The organism is Candidatus Poriferisodalis sp., from assembly GCF_965208895.1.
In the GTDB taxonomy this organism is placed as follows: Bacteria; Actinomycetota; Acidimicrobiia; order Acidimicrobiales; family Poriferisodalaceae; genus Poriferisodalis.
This window is the reverse complement of the sequence record NZ_OZ242363.1, coordinates 1662741-1678826: the sequence shown is the minus strand read 5'-3', so window position 1 is coordinate 1678826 and position 16086 is coordinate 1662741. Positions and strand designations below refer to the sequence as shown.

General features: G+C 66.5%; 12 protein-coding genes. 7 read left to right on the top strand and 5 right to left on the bottom strand.

What is annotated here, in order from left to right; genetic code table 11:
• Nucleotides 1–99 precede the first annotated feature (99 nt).
• The 6 genes from ACOGJB_RS07535 (at nucleotide 100) to ACOGJB_RS07510 (ending at nucleotide 11561) form a co-directional block, all read left to right on the top strand.
• Entirely contained in the window at nucleotides 100–4191 is a 4092-nt protein-coding gene (locus tag ACOGJB_RS07535) for a TIGR02680 family protein (RefSeq protein ID WP_419840194.1), read from the top strand.
• Nucleotides 4188–5813 carry a TIGR02677 family protein gene (locus ACOGJB_RS07530; RefSeq protein WP_419840193.1) on the top strand — a complete coding sequence of 542 codons (1626 nt, stop codon included), beginning with the start codon at nucleotides 4188–4190 and terminating at the stop codon, nucleotides 5811–5813. Before ACOGJB_RS07535 ends, ACOGJB_RS07530 begins: the two co-directional genes overlap by 4 nt.
• Nucleotides 5810–6928 carry a TIGR02678 family protein gene (locus ACOGJB_RS07525; protein WP_419840192.1) on the top strand — a complete coding sequence of 373 codons (1119 nt, stop codon included), beginning with the start codon at nucleotides 5810–5812 and terminating at the stop codon, nucleotides 6926–6928. The genes ACOGJB_RS07530 and ACOGJB_RS07525 overlap by 4 nt, the downstream gene beginning before the upstream one ends.
• Nucleotides 6925–8316, top strand: coding sequence for a TIGR02679 family protein (locus tag ACOGJB_RS07520; protein ID WP_419840191.1), 1392 nt, complete (start codon nucleotides 6925–6927; stop codon nucleotides 8314–8316). Before ACOGJB_RS07525 ends, ACOGJB_RS07520 begins: the two co-directional genes overlap by 4 nt.
• Before the next feature lie 339 nt (nucleotides 8317–8655).
• Entirely contained in the window at nucleotides 8656–10176 is a 1521-nt protein-coding gene (locus ACOGJB_RS07515; RefSeq protein ID WP_419840190.1) for an IS1380 family transposase, read from the top strand.
• 101 nt (nucleotides 10177–10277) lie between these two features.
• Nucleotides 10278–11561, top strand: a complete 1284-nt coding sequence (locus ACOGJB_RS07510) for an ATP-binding protein (protein WP_419840189.1) — start codon at nucleotides 10278–10280, stop codon at nucleotides 11559–11561.
• Between the two features lie 33 nt (nucleotides 11562–11594).
• Here the strand turns inward: ACOGJB_RS07510 and ACOGJB_RS07505 are convergent, their stop codons facing one another.
• From ACOGJB_RS07505 to ACOGJB_RS07485, 5 genes are all read right to left on the bottom strand, one after another.
• Nucleotides 11595–12854, bottom strand: coding sequence for an AAA family ATPase (locus ACOGJB_RS07505; RefSeq protein ID WP_419840188.1), 1260 nt, complete (start codon nucleotides 12852–12854; stop codon nucleotides 11595–11597).
• A gap of 40 nt (nucleotides 12855–12894) precedes the next feature.
• Nucleotides 12895–13326 carry a type II toxin-antitoxin system VapC family toxin gene (locus ACOGJB_RS07500; protein WP_419840187.1) on the bottom strand — a complete coding sequence of 144 codons (432 nt, stop codon included), beginning with the start codon at nucleotides 13324–13326 and terminating at the stop codon, nucleotides 12895–12897.
• Nucleotides 13313–13561, bottom strand: a complete 249-nt coding sequence (locus ACOGJB_RS07495) for an AbrB/MazE/SpoVT family DNA-binding domain-containing protein (protein ID WP_419840186.1) — start codon at nucleotides 13559–13561, stop codon at nucleotides 13313–13315. Before ACOGJB_RS07495 ends, ACOGJB_RS07500 begins: the two co-directional genes overlap by 14 nt.
• A gap of 197 nt (nucleotides 13562–13758) precedes the next feature.
• On the bottom strand, nucleotides 13759–14151 hold the full coding sequence (locus ACOGJB_RS07490) for a PIN domain-containing protein (RefSeq protein ID WP_419840185.1): 393 nt from the start codon (nucleotides 14149–14151) through the stop codon (nucleotides 13759–13761).
• 2 nt (nucleotides 14152–14153) lie between these two features.
• Nucleotides 14154–14393 (bottom strand): hypothetical protein, encoded by a 240-nt coding sequence (locus ACOGJB_RS07485; protein WP_419840184.1) that lies wholly within the window; start codon nucleotides 14391–14393, stop codon nucleotides 14154–14156.
• A 191-nt stretch (nucleotides 14394–14584) separates the two neighbouring features.
• On the opposite strand from ACOGJB_RS07485, the gene ACOGJB_RS07480 reads away from it, so the two are divergent.
• Nucleotides 14585–15985, top strand: coding sequence for an OB-fold domain-containing protein (locus tag ACOGJB_RS07480; RefSeq protein ID WP_419840183.1), 1401 nt, complete (start codon nucleotides 14585–14587; stop codon nucleotides 15983–15985).
• The last annotated feature ends 101 nt before the right edge of the window (nucleotides 15986–16086 follow it).

The following is a 16086-nucleotide window of genomic DNA, read 5'->3' as shown; positions in this document are numbered from 1 at the left end:
CGCGAGGTTCGGTGCAGTCGTCTGTCGAATGGGCAAGCACAGCCCGCATTTCATTCGTGACGTGAGTTCATGTCACACGCTGTAGCTACGTTCTGAGCCGTGGACACTGCCGCTGACGATCCACCGACGCGCTGGCGACTTGAGCGCGCCGGGATCATCAACGTCTACCAGTACGGCGACGAGGTGCTCGATTTTGCGGGCGGTCGGCTGTTGCTGCGAGGCGTGAACGGCTCGGGCAAGTCGACGGCGATGAACATGTTGCTGCCGTTCCTGCTGACGGCTCGCCAGCGCAACATCGACGCTGCCCGCGATCAGAGCGGCCTGTTGGCGTCATGGATGCTCGGCGGACGCGACGACTCCCAGCCTGTGGGCTACCTGTGGATCGAGTTTCGGTGCGGCGACGCGTTCTTCGTCTGCGGTTGCGGCATCAAGGCGAACCGGGCGGCCAACAGCGTCGTGACGTGGTGGTTCGCAACCTCGAAGCGCCCGGGCATCGACATCGAGTTCGTCGTCGACGGTGTTCCGATGTCAGCCGAGACGCTGCGCGGCCATCTTGGGGGCGACCCGGTGTTTGCCGAGCGCGATCGGAGGGAATACCGGCGCCACATTGAACAGCACCTCTTCGGCGGCGCCAGCTTGGACCAGCACATCCGGCTCATCGACAAGGTTCGCAATCCGCGAGTCGGCGACCGGATCGATGTCGATCTGCCGCTCGATCTTGCCGATGCGCTGCCGCAGCTCTCCGAGCAGGCGCTCATCGATGCAGCCGCACCGCTCGACGACCTCGAAGATCACCGCCGCAACCTCGCCGAGCTTGAACGTACGGTGGCCGCGGTCGGCGGACTGCTCGATCGGTACCGCGCCTACTGTGCGAGCGATCTGCGTCAGCGAGCAGCACAGGGGCGGCGTCAGCTTGCGGAGGTCCAGCGCTGTCGTCGCGAGGAAGCATCGGCGCACAAGGCCGTCGCCTCCGCTGATGCGAAGGTGCAGCAACTCGATGCCCAAGTCACGGACGAGCAGCGAGGCACCGAGCGGTTGCGCAGCGAGATCTCGGCGATCGAGGAGTCGCCCGCCTACCAGGACGGGCGCCAGCTAGACGGCGTGCGCGATCTCGTCACCAGTCTCAGCCGGCAGTACGACGAGGCGCAGCGCGGGCTCCAGAGTGCCGAAGAACGGGTGCGGCGCGCGGTTGAGCATCTGATGGGCGCAGTCGGCCGCAGCGACAGCGATCTCGCCAAGCTGAACGGCGAACTCGCCCAAACCGAGCAGATCTCGGCCCGATGCGGCGTTTCCGAACGCCCGCCCACAGCGCTCGATCTTGGCCGCCTTCGGCTTGAGGACTTCGACTTGACTGTCCCTGAGCCCTTCGATGCCACCGTTGCCAGGCGTCGTCTTGATGCATCCGCTGCTTCAGGACAGCAGCGACGGCGCGACATCAAACAGGTAGCTAATGCGCGAACACGGTGCGATCAAGCCGAAGGGCAACTCGCCCGCGCAACGGACGCGCTCCAGATCGCGGCGAGCGCCAAGCAACGGGCCACCGAACAGCATGCGGGTTGGCTGGCGGCACTGACGGCGGCCAATCGTGACTGGGCAGCCCAGGTCGGGGAGTGGGCCTCGACGGCAGTGACGCTGTGCGCGTCCGTCGGCACGCCGTCCGATGTCGCCGCTGGGGTCTCACGACGTGCTGGGTCGCCTCGAGGCGACCAGACCCCGTCACCGGCTGTGCTCCGGGTGGACTTGCTCGCCGAGTTCGATGCTGCCGTTGCGGCCCAAGCGGGCTCAGTTGCGCAGACTCGTCAAGCTTTGGATCACAGCCGCGACGCGGTTCGCGACCAGCAGATTGTGCTCGACAAGCTCATGGGTCGAGCCGAGCCGGAACCTCCCAGGCTCGATTGGCAGATCCCTGCCGAACACTGTTTCGCGGACCTGATCGATTTCGCGCCCGAGCTTGGCGCTGGTGAGCGGGCCGGCGTCGAGGCTGCTCTCGAGGCGTCGGGCCTGCTCTCCGCACGGCTGGCAGCCGATGATGTGCTGGAACTTGCCAGCGGAGAACTCGTCGCCGTCGCAGCGTCGCCGGTCGCGCATCCCCTCAGCCGCCTGCTACATCCCACGATTCCCGTGACGCTCGCCGGGTCGGTCGACGAAAGTGCTGTTGCCCGCCTGCTCGACTCGATCAGCTGCGAGGTCAATGGCGAGGGCTTCACCGTCGCTGCCGCCGACGGGTCATTCCGATCAGGCTTGCTGTTTGGGCGGCACTCCAAGGAGCGCGCAGAACTCATCGGCGCAGCCGCGCGGAGAGATGCCTTGGAGCGTGAGCGTGCCGCAGCGCGGCGTGAACTGACAACGCTGCGGGCCGAGATGCAGCAAGTGGCGGACGTGCTTGAGCGCCGGCTGGAAGCGCTCGAAGTCCTGCGTCGCCATCGCACAGCGCTGCCGGCCACAAGCGAAATTGAGCGTGCGGCTGGTGCCGTGGACACAGCGGCCAGCGAATTGGCGGTTACTGAGTCCCGGCACGGTGAAGCGGCCCGCAATGCGACGCAAGTCGAACGTGCCGTCAACGACTCAGACGCCGAGCTGCGTCGAATTGCCACAACGCTGTCGCTGCCGCGAGACAGTTCTGAGCTGGACAGCGTCACTGTCGAACTGGCCGAGTTCGACCGGTTGGTGTCCTCGAGCGTTGCCGGACTCACGACGTTGCAACGTTCCGTTCAGGAATGCGATCGCATTGCCGCACAGAGCCGCAACGACCTCGCTCAGCGTGATGAGGCGCGCGTTGGAGTTGCGCGGGCCGCTTTGGAACGGGACCGCGAGCAAGCGCGCCTCGAGATGCTCGAACGAACTGTCGGCGCGGACTACGAACGGACTCGCCAACAGCGTGACCGGCTCGCTGGCGACCTCGACGCACTCGAGCGCCGCCTTCCCACGACACGCGGGCGCAAAGAGAGCGCTGTGGAACTCAGGGCACAGGCTCGGGCCGTCGCTGAGAGTGCGCAGCGAGCGGCATCGGGAAGCGAGCGTTCGTGTGAGGCCTGCCGGGTCGAGCTCGAGGATGCCCTCAGGGTGCCGGGCTACTTCGACGCACTTGTGAGCGATGAGGCGGCAGCGCCGCCCGCAGCGGGGAGTGGCGGCTCGGCTGGGCTCTCGGCGTTGCTCGATGACGTCAGCCGATCCATGGCCGATGTGCATCGTGGGGACGGCACCGACTCGGAGGTGAGTGCCCACAGTGTCTACCTGTCGCTGCAACAGCGTCGCGACTCGCTCGGTGCGGGTTGGGATGCCGCCCCGCTCCAGCCCGATCCCGGCAGACCGCTGTCGGTCGAGGTCACTGGACCGTCGGGCACTGCAACGCTGCCTGCCGCACTGCGTGTTGCGAGTGCCCAGCATCGCCAACTCGCCGGCCTGCTCGACCACAAGCAGCAAGATGCACTGCGCGAACTGCTGCAAGGCCTGATCGCCAAGGAAATCGCAGAGAAGATGCACGGCGCAGGGCATCTGATCGATCTGACTAACGAACGGCTCCGTTCGGTTGCCACCGCGCACCGAGTGGGCGTGCGGCTGCGTTGGCGACGCTCGCCCGAGCTCGACACCGCGACGAAGCGCATGGTGGAGTTGCTCGCCAAGCCGCCCGATCTGCGTACGCCCGACGAGACTGCCGAAGTTCGCGAGGCGCTGTCGCAACGGCTCGACGCAGCCCGTGCCGAGGAGCCTGACGTGCCTTACCGCCAGCTCATCGCAGAGACGCTCGACTACAAGACGTGGCACGAACTTGCCGTGATGGTGACGCGCCCCGAAGCTCCCGAGGGACGGCTCAGCCGCCGGACGCCGCTGTCGGAAGGCGAGAAGAAGCTCGTGACGTACTTGCCGCTGTTCGTCGCGGTGGCCGCGTCCTACGACGCGCTGGCTGAATCACGCGCTCAGGCGGGTGCTGGCGAAGCGGGAATCGCACGCTTCGTGCTGCTCGACGATGCCTTCGCCAAGGTCTCTGCAGACAATCACGCCGGTCTGTTCGGACTGCTCGTGTCGTTGGATCTCGATTTCATCGCCACCAGCGAACGATTGTGGGGCGACCATCGCACGGTGCCCGAGCTGTCCATCGTCGAGATCGTGCGCGACGCCGGCCTGAAGTCGATTCTGCTCGATCGCTATAGCTGGCAGGGCGACACGCTCGAACGCGTCGTCACGTCATGAGCGAGGACGCCGCGGTGTCGAGCGAGGTGGCGTCGGCGGCCGGGAGCGAGCCTGACGCGCAGCGCGTCCGTCATCTGTTCCGATACCTCGGCGGCGAGGAATGGGCTGAGTACCGCGCCATTCTGGCTGTCTTCGCGGACACCTTCTTCACCGAGTTCAGTCCCGAAGAGGTACAAGCCCGCCTGGAGGGCGTGCGTCTGAGCGCCGAGGTGGTGCGGGACCGTCTCGACAGCCTGCGGCGCTGGGGCAATTTGACGGTGTCCACCGATGCAGGCAATCCGACCAGCTTGGAGGACTACAACCGCAGGCGCCATCGTTACCTCATCACCCCTGCAGGCCAGCAGGTCTTCGATCTCACCGAACGCATGCTCGCGACCATCGACGAGGTCGCTGATCCCCAGGCAGGCCGGCTCAGCGACCTGAGGGGCCACCTGCAGCTGCTCGCAGATCACGCCAAGGACGGGTACCGCGACTTGGGCATCGAGGGCACCACCGCTGCAGTGCGCGCTGTGTTCGACATCCACGAGCGATTCGCCGAGGAGCTGACCGGGTTCTTCAGGCAGCTCGCCCAATGGCAGAGCCGCTACGACCTCGACGCCGACGAGGTGCAATTGCTCGCCGGTGTCATCGTCGGCTACGTCAGCGAGCAGCTCGCCCAGATCGAGCGACTGCAGCAACCGATCTCGCGCTGCTTGGAGCAGATCATGCCGCACCTGGACGCACTGCTCCCGTCGATAGACGCGGGCCTTGCGGAGCGCGTCGACGAAGCCGGCCTCGCCGACATGTTCTCGGCACGTCGCCTTCGCGGTTCGGAACGAGACGACTGGCATTTGCTGAGCCGCTGGTTCTTCAATGCGCCGGCGCGTCCATCCCGTCTGAGCCAGCTCACCGATCAAGCCCTGGCGGCAGTACGAACACTGACCTCCAACCTCAGCCGGCTTTCGCGCCTGGGCACAGCGACGACGTCGCGACGCGCTGACTTCCTGCGGCTAGCGATGTTCTTCGAAGCAGCAACGACACCGCAAGAGGCACACGAAGTCGCTTCCGCGGCGCTTGGGCTCGGGTCATGCCGTCACGCGGGAACGCTCGCTGTCGACGCCGACGATCCCGCGCCCACCACCACACCGTGGGCGAGCGCACCACGGGCGCAGGTGCCGATCTCGTTGCGCGAGCGCGGGGGGCGGCCACCGCCGGGAATAACAACGCCCTTGCGCGATCGCAGCAGCGAGCACCGGATCATCCGGGAGCGACTCGACGCCGAGCGCGTCGAGCGGCAAGCGACGGCGCGTGAATTGCTCTCGGGGGCCGATGCCGCGGGCCGGATCGACGGGACGAGGCTGTCGGCTGCTGCATTCGGCTTGCTGCGGGAACTCATCGGCCTGTGCGGGCACCAAGCGCCCGACAGCACGGGCATTCGAGTGGCGGAGTCCGCGGGCGTGTGCTGCGAACTGCGACGCGAAGAGGATGCGTGCACGACGGTCAGTTGCCCCGAAGGACGGCTTCGACTGCACGGCCTGACGATCTCTGTAGCGGAGGCCTCCGGTGGGCGTCGAGTCTCGGAGTCCGCGCTGGCAACGGCGCCGGCGATCACATCTGCCGAGCCAACCGAGACGGCCGCATGAGGCCCTCCTCCGATGCCGACGAGCTCGCAGCGGACCTCCGCGAGGCAGCGCGGCACCTCGTTGTGCGTCCGCTGATTGCGGCCGAACGGTTCCCCGATGAGTTCGTTCTGATACGGCGTCACCGCCAGCAACTCGACCAATGGTTCACTCAGCGCTTCGGCTACCGGCTGCAGGTGACCGCCGACACCGCCCGGCTGTCCAAGACGACGGTGGTTGTACGACATCGACCACTGCGCACAGCAACTGCGCAACGGCGCCCGTTCGGCATCTCGGAGTACCTGATGCTGGCGCTTGTTCTGGCTGCTGTGGTGTCAGGTCCCAGCGTGATCAGCCTGCGCGATCTGGTGCAAGAGCTTCAGGGCGCTGCCGCTGAGGCGGGTGTGACTATCGGGAGCGAGCTGTCGGACCGGCGGGCACTCGTGACGGCGTTGCGCTGGATGATCGCCCACGGTCTCGCAACCGAGCTTCATGAACGCATTGACGAGTACGCACATGACGCCGAAGCCGACGCGGTGCTGGCGATTCGACCCGACCGGGTGGCGATGCTGCCGCTGCCGGTCTTGGCTCGCGCCCAAGCTGTCGAGCAGTTGTTCGAGCGTTCGGACAGCCGCAATACGGCCCGAGCCTGGATGCGTGCCCGGATTCTTGAAGAACCCGTCGTGTACCGCGGAGACTTCGACGCCGACGAGTGGACGGAGCTGCGGCGGCGCCTCGGCGAGGAGTCCGGCTACTTCGACGAGATGTTCGGGCTGCACATCGAGGCTCGTGCCGAGGGTGTCATGGCCGTCGATCCCGTCGGCGAGCTCACCGATGTGCGGTTCCCGCAGACCGGCACCGTCGGCCACGCGGCATTGCTGCTCGCCGACCGGCTGTCTCAGCAAGGGGATGCGCCGGTGGACCGTGATGTCGTGGTCGGAATCGTCGCAGATCTGGCTGCCGAGCATCGCTCGTACTGGTCGCAGCTTGCCGACAGTCCTGAACGCTTGGCTGACGAAGCTCTCGAATTGCTCGCCGACCACCGGCTGGTCGATCTGGTCGACGACGAGGTCGTCGTGTTGCCGGCTGCGGCGCGTTACATCCTGGACATCTCCCATGAAGCGGTGTCGATGCTGTGAGCGAGCAGCCGACACCCGAAGCTGGGGGTGCCGACGGCATCACGTCTGCGGTCGCGGCTCTTGATGCTGCGAGCGAGCAGGTCATCGCGGAGTCCGATGATCTTGGCGGTCTGCAGGCGGCAGATGCTGGCGTCGAATCAGTCGCTCAGCGGACGGTTCCGGCATCTTTGGCGGATCGGGGTCTGACTGCGCTGTGGGACGCGGTTCGACAGCGGCTTGACCGCGGTGACGGCGTCATGCCGGTCACGATCCAGATGCCGGTCATCGAGCCGCGCTGCGAGCCGGCAGTGGCAGCGCTCATCGGCCGCTCGCCGACATCGCGGCTCAATGTCGCGGAACTCGAAGCAGGCCTGGTCCGACTGGGAATCGGCCACGGTCTCGACTCGGCTTTGACGCTTCTTGGCAGCCCGGCCGATCCTGCCAAGCGCAAGAAGCGAGAGTCCAGGGAACGAGCGCGGCAGGCTCGGCGAGCGTTGGAACGGGCAGTGGAGTCGTGGCCCGAAGCGTGGGCCGCCGACTGCGGCCAGGACATGCTCAGTTCTGGGCTGCTCAGCGGCCTCGATGCCGACGAGGTCACGGCTCTGGCGGGGAATGTGCGCAGGCTCCTCGACGCTCGAGCGGATCTGGGGACGCAGGCCGTCTCGCGCACCGAATTGGCGGCACAGCTGTTCGGCTCGGCTCACTCGCTCGACAGGCACACGAAGCTCGCCGCGGCTGTCGAGCGAGCACTCAGGTATACGGTTGGGCTCGGCGACAGCACCGCCGAGAGCCGGGCAGTGTGGTCGGCGGCGGGAATCGCCGCTGACTCGGTCTCCGCTCCAGCGCTCACCTGGGGCTTGCGCCCGTTCGGTGCGTCGCCGCTGGCAGCGATGCTTGGTGCCGCTGCCGGCCTGCCCATTCACGTGAGCTTGCGAGCATTGCGAGAGCACCGAGTCGAGGTTGTGCCGGGCACGCCGATCCTGGTCGTGGAGAACCCCAGCGTCATCGAGCGCGCCGCAGACGTGTCAGCGGCCTTCGGCCTCGTGTGCACCAACGGAAATCCGACGTCCGCGGTGACCGAACTAATCGACCAGCTCGCCGCAAGCGGTGCCGATCTGCGATACCACGGCGATTTCGACGCTGCGGGAATCGCCATCTGCCGACGCATGCGTGACCGCGGCTGCACGCCGTGGATGATGGCGGCCGCTGACTACCGCAAAGCCGTGCGGCGCGCCGCGGCGCAGGGTGTCCCGTTGCCGAGCGACAGCGCAACCGCAGGGCCGACCCCGTGGGACCCTGCGCTCGAGGCCGAGTTCGACCGTCGCCGCAACATCGTGCACGAGGAGTTCGTGGCCGCCGAGTTCCTGCATGCATTCAGTTCGCACGCCGCAGCACAGCTTCGCCGCTGAACAATCGAAATTCGCTGGTGGGCCGTGCCCGGCGTCGTGAACAAGGACTGCTGCGACTTGCAGCAATCCAAGTCTGCGATCAAGCAGAGCTTGAGATCTACTGAGCGAACTTGATTCCGTCTCAAGCGCAAATGTATCACTAGAGGGCTGGCAGAATCTATATTAGATATAGGGCAAAATCGCCATTAGCCCTGATTATTCACGAGTCGGGTTGACTGGCTTGTAGGGGTCCGCGGAAAAGCCCCTCTGACCTGCGACGATGCATGCGTTCAAAGTACGCATCGGCGAGTTCAGGGGGGCATCTCCGAGGTGAAAGCTACCAGTGTCACAAACGCGCGGTTGACAGGCGGCGGGGACCGGGTCGTGTGGGGCGCGGGCCTGTTCGCTCTGGGGCGGTTCGCGGACCGTGTCGGGCTGACCGAAGCGTTGTCGGCGGCGGTGCCTGCCCGCGGGGAGCGCGCCCCGGTTCATGACCGTGGCGCGGTGTTGGTCCATGCGTTGTTGGTGCTGGCCGGCGGCGGTGAGGCGTGCACCGACATCGAGTATCTGCGTGCTCAGCGTGAGCTGTTCGGCGAGGTGGCGTCGGACTCGACGCTGTATCGCACGCTCACCGGTCTGGGCCCCGGCGGCGCCGCGGCGCTGATGGGCGCGGCAGCGGCGGTGCGGCCCCAGTTGTGGGCCGACCGTGATCGCGGTCGCCCGCTGATCCTCGACGTCGACTCGACGCTGGTGGAGATCCACTCGGAAAACAAGGAGGGCGCAGCGCCGCATTTCAAGGGCGGCTACGGGTTCCACCCGATGATCTGCTCGGTCGCGGACGGGGAGCCGCTGTGGGTCAAGCTGCGTCCCGGCAACGCCGCAGCGAACGACATCGCCGATCATCTCGAAGTGATCGACGCCGCTGTGGGGACGCTGCCCGAGCCCGACGCGGCCGGGCACCGCGACGGCGACGACAAGAGCCTTGCGGATCGTCGGTTGGTGGTGCGCATCGACGCTGCGGGATGCTCGGCGACCCTCGCCGCGAAGCTGCGTGACCGCAACATCGGCTTCGCTGTGTCAGCACGGTCGAATCGGGGCATCGCAGCAGCCATCCGCGGCGCTTTGGGCGACCCGGATCGCTGGCACAACGTCCCCAAGCGGGCACGCCGGCACCTGCGGCGCGGCTCTCAGGTCGCGGACCTCACCGACCTCGTCGACCTGACGGGCTGGCCCGAGGGGACCCGGCTGACAGTGCGCCGCGAGCCATTGCATCCAGGCGCGCAGCGCAGCCTGTTCCCCAGCGACAACTTCCGATACTGGGGATTCCTCACCGACCAGACCGGCGACGCCGCCCATCTCGACAAGCTGATGCGCTCACACGCCGACGTCGAGAACGCCGTGTGTCGCCTCAACCACAGCGGCCTCGCGCGCATGCCGTTCACCGACTGGCACGCGAACAGCGCATGGGCCGCCCTGGCCATGACCGGCCTCGCGCTCGTGGGCTGGTTCCAGACCTGCTGCCTCACCGCAGCGCTGCGACGAGCAGCCCCCAAACGGCTCCGCTGGCAACTGTGGCACCTCCCAGCGCTCGTGTGCCACACCGCCCGACGCGTCCTATTGCGGCTGCCCCAACAGCACCCCGGCGCCAAAGCGCTGCTCGCCATCGCACACCCCCGCTGGCCCCCCCGCCGGCCCCCACAGCGCAGCGCCCGCACCCCGCGGGCCGGCCCCGCCGCGTCCGCACCCACGCCCCGCAGCATCCCGCGCCCAAACCGAGGCCAAAAGCTGCCCCGCAGAACCCGAGTTCGCACCCCAACAACCCCGAAACGACAAAACAGGCCAACCCTCACGCCCAAAAGACGACTCGCGGCATTCTCATGAATAATCAGGGTTAGAGGTACGGCGCGTCCATCGCTCACGGCGTCGGTGGCGCGCCGTTGTGGTCAGCGCTGCGGTACCGACGGATTGGGAGGGGATTGCTCGTGGACGACTCAGGCATCGTCAGTCGGCGAATCGAGCCGGTGCTGCGCTCGTACTTGCGGACGTTCCGCATCACTGCATTGCTGGGGCCGCGTCAGTCGGGCAAGATGACGCTGGCCAAGCAGCTCGCCAACGGGGGAGTGTTCCTGAGTCTCGACAATCCCGACATGGCCCAAGCGGCCCTCGATGACCCCATGGGATTCGTTCGAGACCGTCGGCGGCCCACGGTGATCGACGAGGTGCAGCGCGGCGGTGATGACTTGGTGCGTGCCATCAAGCTCGTCGTCGACGATGAACGGACTCCTGGCTCGTTCTTGTTGACGGGCTCGACCAATCTTCTCACCGTTCCCGACCTCAGCGAGTCCCTGGCAGGGCGCATGGGCATCGTCGAGTTGGCTCCGTTCTCCGAGGCTGAAGCGATGGGTGCTGACTCGCCCGGTTTGATGGCTTGGCTCATCGATCGCGAGTCGAAGGGGTTCATGGCGACTCGATTCGAGGAATTGATGGCGCAGCAACACTCGCCGGTCTCGCGTCGGGAGCACACCGAGCGCATATGTTCAGGCGGCTACCCGGAGGCTCAGCTGCTCGGCGCAGTCGAGCGTGGGGTGTTCCTGCGCTCGCTGCTCACCACGATCGTGTCGCGTGACGTTCGGGAGTTCTCAGGCGCACGCCGGATGGTGGAGTTACCCAGGATCGCAGAGGCGCTTGCGGCGCGCACCGCAGGCGAACTCGTCATCGAAGATGTGCATCGGGACACAGCGTTCGGCAGCTCGCAGACCACGGCCGACTACATCGGCTACTTGGAGATGGTGTATCTGACGGTGTTGCTTCCGGCGTGGTCGACGAGCGCAGCCACCCGTGTCAAGCGGCGTTCGAAACTGCACATGGCTGACTCCGGGTTGGCCGCGACGTTGTTATGTGTGACTCCCGACTCGCTGTCCGACCCCGCAGAGGCGCTGCGCGGACCGCTGTACGAGACGTTCGTCGCCAACGAGATTCGTAAGCAGTTGTCGTTCGGGGGCTCGGGAGCGACGCTGCATCACTTCCGCGATCGTCGCCAGCGAGAAGTGGACCTGATTGTTCGACTGGCCAACGGGAATCTCATCTGCATCGAGGTCACCGCTGCGATGCGCGCCCACGGACGCAAGGCAGAAACGCTCGGATGGCTTCGCGATACCGTCGGCGACCGGTTCGAACTCGGCATCGTGCTCTACACCGGCGAGCAACCTCTGCGTCTCGGGCCCCGCATCGTGGCTGTGCCGATCTCGTACCTGTGGCAGATGTGATCCGGCGCTCCGACGGGGGGCGCTCGAGCCGGTTCAGATAGCGAAGCGGCGTCGCAACCAGTCGGCGAGTAGCGGGTCGACGAGGTCGAGTCGCCCGTGGCGGCGGTGCAGGATGCCATTGCCGACGAGCTTGTTGGCAGCGTCGCGGGCGGTGCCGGCGGGCAGGTCGAGAAGCGATGCTGCGGTGCCGTAGATCGACCCTTCGGCGGCTATGGCCCGCAGCGCTTTCTGCTGGCCGGCGGGCAGCAGGCTGAAGCTACGCTCGGAGCCAGCGTCGACGTTGGCGCGTACGTCCGCGAGTGCTGCTTCCCATGCCGGCAGGCTGGCGGTGTCGCCTTGTTCGACATGCCTCCACAGCGCATCGGCGAGTTGCATCGCCCGCTGCGGGTGCCCATCGGCGAACTGAACAATGCGGCTTGCGAGGCCGCCGGTTCCACGCTGCGTGGCCGCGAAGCCCTCTTCGACGATACGACCTACGGCGTCGTCGGCGAGCGGCCCGATGTCGACGAGGTCTGCTTGGGCGAAGAACGGCTGGGTGTGCTCGCTGAACAGCGCCTGCATGGTGGATGGCTCCGAGCCGGCGAACACGATGCCGAGTTCTTGGAAGTGATGCTGCAGTTCTGTGCGGAGCACCGCGGCACCGCCTTCGACGTTAGCGATGCCGGAGAATTCGTCGAACACCACGAACAGGCTCTGCCGTTGCGCGGCCGTCGTGAGGACGTCGAGCAGGGTTCGCAGCGTCAGCACCGGGTCGGGCCGTTGCTTGGGGCTGCGGGACAGTTGGACGCCGAGCACACCCAAGTTCACCGAGAAGGTGCCGGCAATGTCGTCGAGCGTCCGGCGAGTCGGCCCAACCGTGCCGGCGAGACCGCGGTCGACGGCTGCGGCCACGTCGGCAATCGATGTCCGCTCGTAGAGGTCGATCCACACGGGCTGGTGTCCGACCGCTTCGAGGTCAGCAGCGACGCGCTTGAGCAAACTCGTCTTCCCGTAGCGCCGGGGTCCGAGCAGAGCAGTCAGACGCCGATCGGCGATCCGCTGAGCAAGATCGATGGCCAGATCCTCACGGCCGGTCACCTGTTCAGGCCGCAGCGGACCGTGGTGAGGAAAGGGCGATCTCTCCATGCGCACATCATACTCGTAAGTGTAAAGTGTTTTTAATCGTCTATGCCGAGTAAAAACACACGGGTCGACCAAAATCTCGCTTCCGCCGCCCGGACCCGACGCCGACGGGGCAATCGGCGTGCACCGGCTGGAACGGATGATCCTTGTCGGGGACGAGCGCTCGCTCACTTCAGGGCTCCACTGCGAACTGCACACGGCTGCCGATTGGTCAGACGACGTGGATCTCGAATGCGAGTGATCGAGTGAGCGAGTTCGGCCAGCCCCGGTCAGTTGTCAGCAATACGTCGGCGCCGTGGACGATCGCGGTCGCGATGACGAAGGCGTCGGGCAGCTTTACTGAACGATGGTTGGCGCGCAGACCGGCGGCGCAACGCGCCGTCGCCACATCAGCGTCGAGAATTCCGATGGGGATGGCCCCGAGTGCCGCTTCGAAGCGGCTGGCTGCGTCGTCGCCCGCCTGAGCGGGGTAGACGAGACACTCGGCGAATGCAGTCAGCGGCAGCATCAGGCGCTCCGCTGTCAAGGCTGCTTCTGAGAGCGCTCGGGTTGCCGCGTGGTGGTGGGGGTTGGCCCGATCGAGGTGGCCGATGACCACGCCCGCATCGACGATGACCAGGCCCGTCGGGTCAGTCCCACTCATTGCGGAGTTCGTCGACGGCATGGTCGGGGTAGATGCCGTCGAAGATGCCCGCCGTCTCGGCCAGATGATCGCCGACGCGTTCGAACAGCACCCGGCCCGGCCCCAGCACGCGGCTCTGCAACGAGTCCCCTGCCGCCAACCCGGCGGTGCGGAAGGCGTCAAGGGGAATGGTCACTTGGTGCTTGGACGTGATGGTCGTCCGACCCCTCAACCGTTTCCTTACTTCACCAGCCATGAGTAATACTCTAGTAGCTGGCTGAGGTCAGGTGACGAAGCGACGCATGTACTCGACCCGATCCAGTGTTTCATCGGGCGTCAGCACGCTGCAATCGTCGAGATCATCGCAACTTTGCGTACCGATCATCGCGATTCTTCGGGGCTGCTCCCAGGGCCGTGGTCGACAGCGCGGCGCCTGCCGGGATCGATAGCGACTCAGATGCCGACGGGCCAGTGCTGCACGTCCAGTTCCGACATAGGAAAGTCCGAGACATTCGCGGTGGCGACCGCGGCACCTATGCCGACTGCCGCCGCTGCGATGAGGCAATCAGCCTGATGCAGCGTGATGCCTTGGGATGCGGCTTCGCGGCGCCAAAGGCCGGCGCGTTGACCTTCTGACGCGCCCAGCGGCGCGAGCCGCAACGCACCGAGGAGCCGGCGGGCGTGGTGTTCCTCGTCAGCTCTGAGACCGCGCCAGATCTCCTCGACTGACACAGCGCACACCCACGGCTCCGTTCCCACGCGCCGCAGGCCTCTCAGCCGCTCTGCCGCCGGACGCCCGCGCAGCGCGTCGATCAGCACTGTGGAGTCCAACAGGAGTCTCGACACGCTCAGCCAGCCCTGCGGGCGTCAACCTGGCGTTGCGCGCGGACCCACTCGGCGGGATCTTCGTCCCATGCGTGACCACCGTCGCCAATGGTGCCCAGCGACGCCTCAATCTCATCCCAGCGACGTTCGTCGTCGAGTCCGCGTCGGATGAGTGCCGTGATGTATGCACTGCGCCGCCGCGGGCCGGCCCGCCGGTCGACGTCTGCGACTAGGTCGTCGTCCAAGTGAATGTGCAATCGCATGTGTAAAATATTGCACACAATCGATGCGCCCCATCCCGATGACAGGGCGACGACAGGCCCGGCGCTAGGGCAAGCCGCAGGCGTAGGCTCCTGCGCTGGTCGCCGTGTGCCGAGGCCACGGTGCCTGAACTGCTTGAGGCGCGGTGTCGAGGTCGATACGGACGTCGATCGGGACGAGGGGAGACGAGACGATGGGACGAGGGGTCATTGCGTACGGGGCGTATGTGCCGTACTGGAGACTGGACCGCTCCAAGATCACTGCGGTGATGGGCTCCGGCGGTGGCCGCGGGCACCGTGCGGTGGCCAGCTACGACGAGGACACCACGACGATGGGTGTCGAGGCAGCGCGCAATGCTCTGCGCGGCACCGACATCGTTCCCGATTCGGTGCTGTTCTCGACCGCCAATCCTGCCTATATGGACAAGACGAACGCCTCTGCGATTCATGCGGCGCTGGATCTGCCCCGGTCCGCATGGGCCGTCGACGCAGGTGGGGCGCCACGCTCGTCAGAAGCCGTCTGGGCGCTTGCCGCTGCGAATCGCGGCACCAACCTGGCGATCGCTTCTGATCTGCGTACCGGTCGCCCTACCAGCAGCGACGAGGCCGGCGGAGGCGACGGCGCTGCCGCATTCGTCTTCGGTGACGACTCGGTCTCGCCGGTGCTGTGCGAGTGGCTCGGCGGCGCTGTCGCCACGGCTGAATTCACTGATCGCTACCGGCAGCCGGGCGATGCGTTCTCACGGATCTGGGAGGAACGATTTGGCGAGCAGGTATACCTGCCGCTCGCCAACGACGCCATCGAGCGAGCGCTCGCCGACGCGAGCGTCGGGCTTGACGGGATCGACAAGATCGCGATCGTCGGCATGCACGCACGCGCCGTGCGCGGACTGTCCCGAGTCGCCGGCGACAAGCTCGTTGCTGACCTCACCGGCGAGATCGGCAATACCGGCTCGGCGCACCCGGCCGTCGTGTTGGCGGCGATTCTCGACGAGGCGGCACCGGGCGAGACGATCCTGCTGGTCCATCTCGCCGACGGCGCCACGGTCGATGTGCTGCGCACGACCGACGCCATCGCCGACCACACGCCGTTTGCGTCGGTTCGGTCCCAGATCGACCGAGGCAACGACGCGCTCGATTACAACAAGTACCTGACTTGGCGCGGCTTCTTGGACCGGGAACCGCCCCGTCGCCCAGACCCTGAACGCCCCGGTGCGCCGCCGGCGTTCCGTTCCGAGGACTGGAAGTACGCCTTCGTCGGATCCCGAGATCGCAGCTCAGGCGCCATTCACCTTCCGCCGATGCGAGTGTCGATGGAAGGCGGCGCCGTCGACGACATGGAACGCGTCCGCATGGCGGACATTCCCGCCACGATTGCGACGTTCACCGTCGATCGCCTGGCTTTCTCGCTGTCGCCGCCCATGGTTGCCGTGGTCATCGACTATGACGGCGGCGGTCGCTTCCAGGCCGAGATGACCGATGTCGATCCAGATGAGGTGAGGATCGGCGACCGCGTCGAGATGACGTTCCGGCGCCTGTACAGCGCGGAGGGAATCCATAACTACTTCTGGAAGGCGCGACCGGCTGCAGGGTGACGCAGCATGAACCAGTCTCCAGCGGCCATAATGTCGCTGGGAGATCAGGTGCTTCCGCGCTCAACGCTGCGCCGGCCGAGCACCCACCAGTCCATCACCCA

What these genes read in the sequence shown, in the direction of transcription:
- ACOGJB_RS07530 (WP_419840193.1), top strand. Translation starts at nt 4,188, where the DNA reads ATGAGCGAGGACGCCGCGGTGTCGAGCGAGGTGGCGTCGGCGGCCGGG.
- ACOGJB_RS07525 (WP_419840192.1), top strand. Translation starts at nt 5,810, where the DNA reads ATGAGGCCCTCCTCCGATGCCGACGAGCTCGCAGCGGACCTCCGCGAG.
- ACOGJB_RS07500 (WP_419840187.1), bottom strand. Translation starts at nt 13,326, where the DNA reads ATGAGTGGGACTGACCCGACGGGCCTGGTCATCGTCGATGCGGGCGTG.
- ACOGJB_RS07495 (WP_419840186.1), bottom strand. Translation starts at nt 13,561, where the DNA reads ATGGCTGGTGAAGTAAGGAAACGGTTGAGGGGTCGGACGACCATCACG.
- ACOGJB_RS07485 (WP_419840184.1), bottom strand. Translation starts at nt 14,393, where the DNA reads ATGCGATTGCACATTCACTTGGACGACGACCTAGTCGCAGACGTCGAC.
- ACOGJB_RS07480 (WP_419840183.1), top strand. Translation starts at nt 14,585, where the DNA reads ATGGGACGAGGGGTCATTGCGTACGGGGCGTATGTGCCGTACTGGAGA.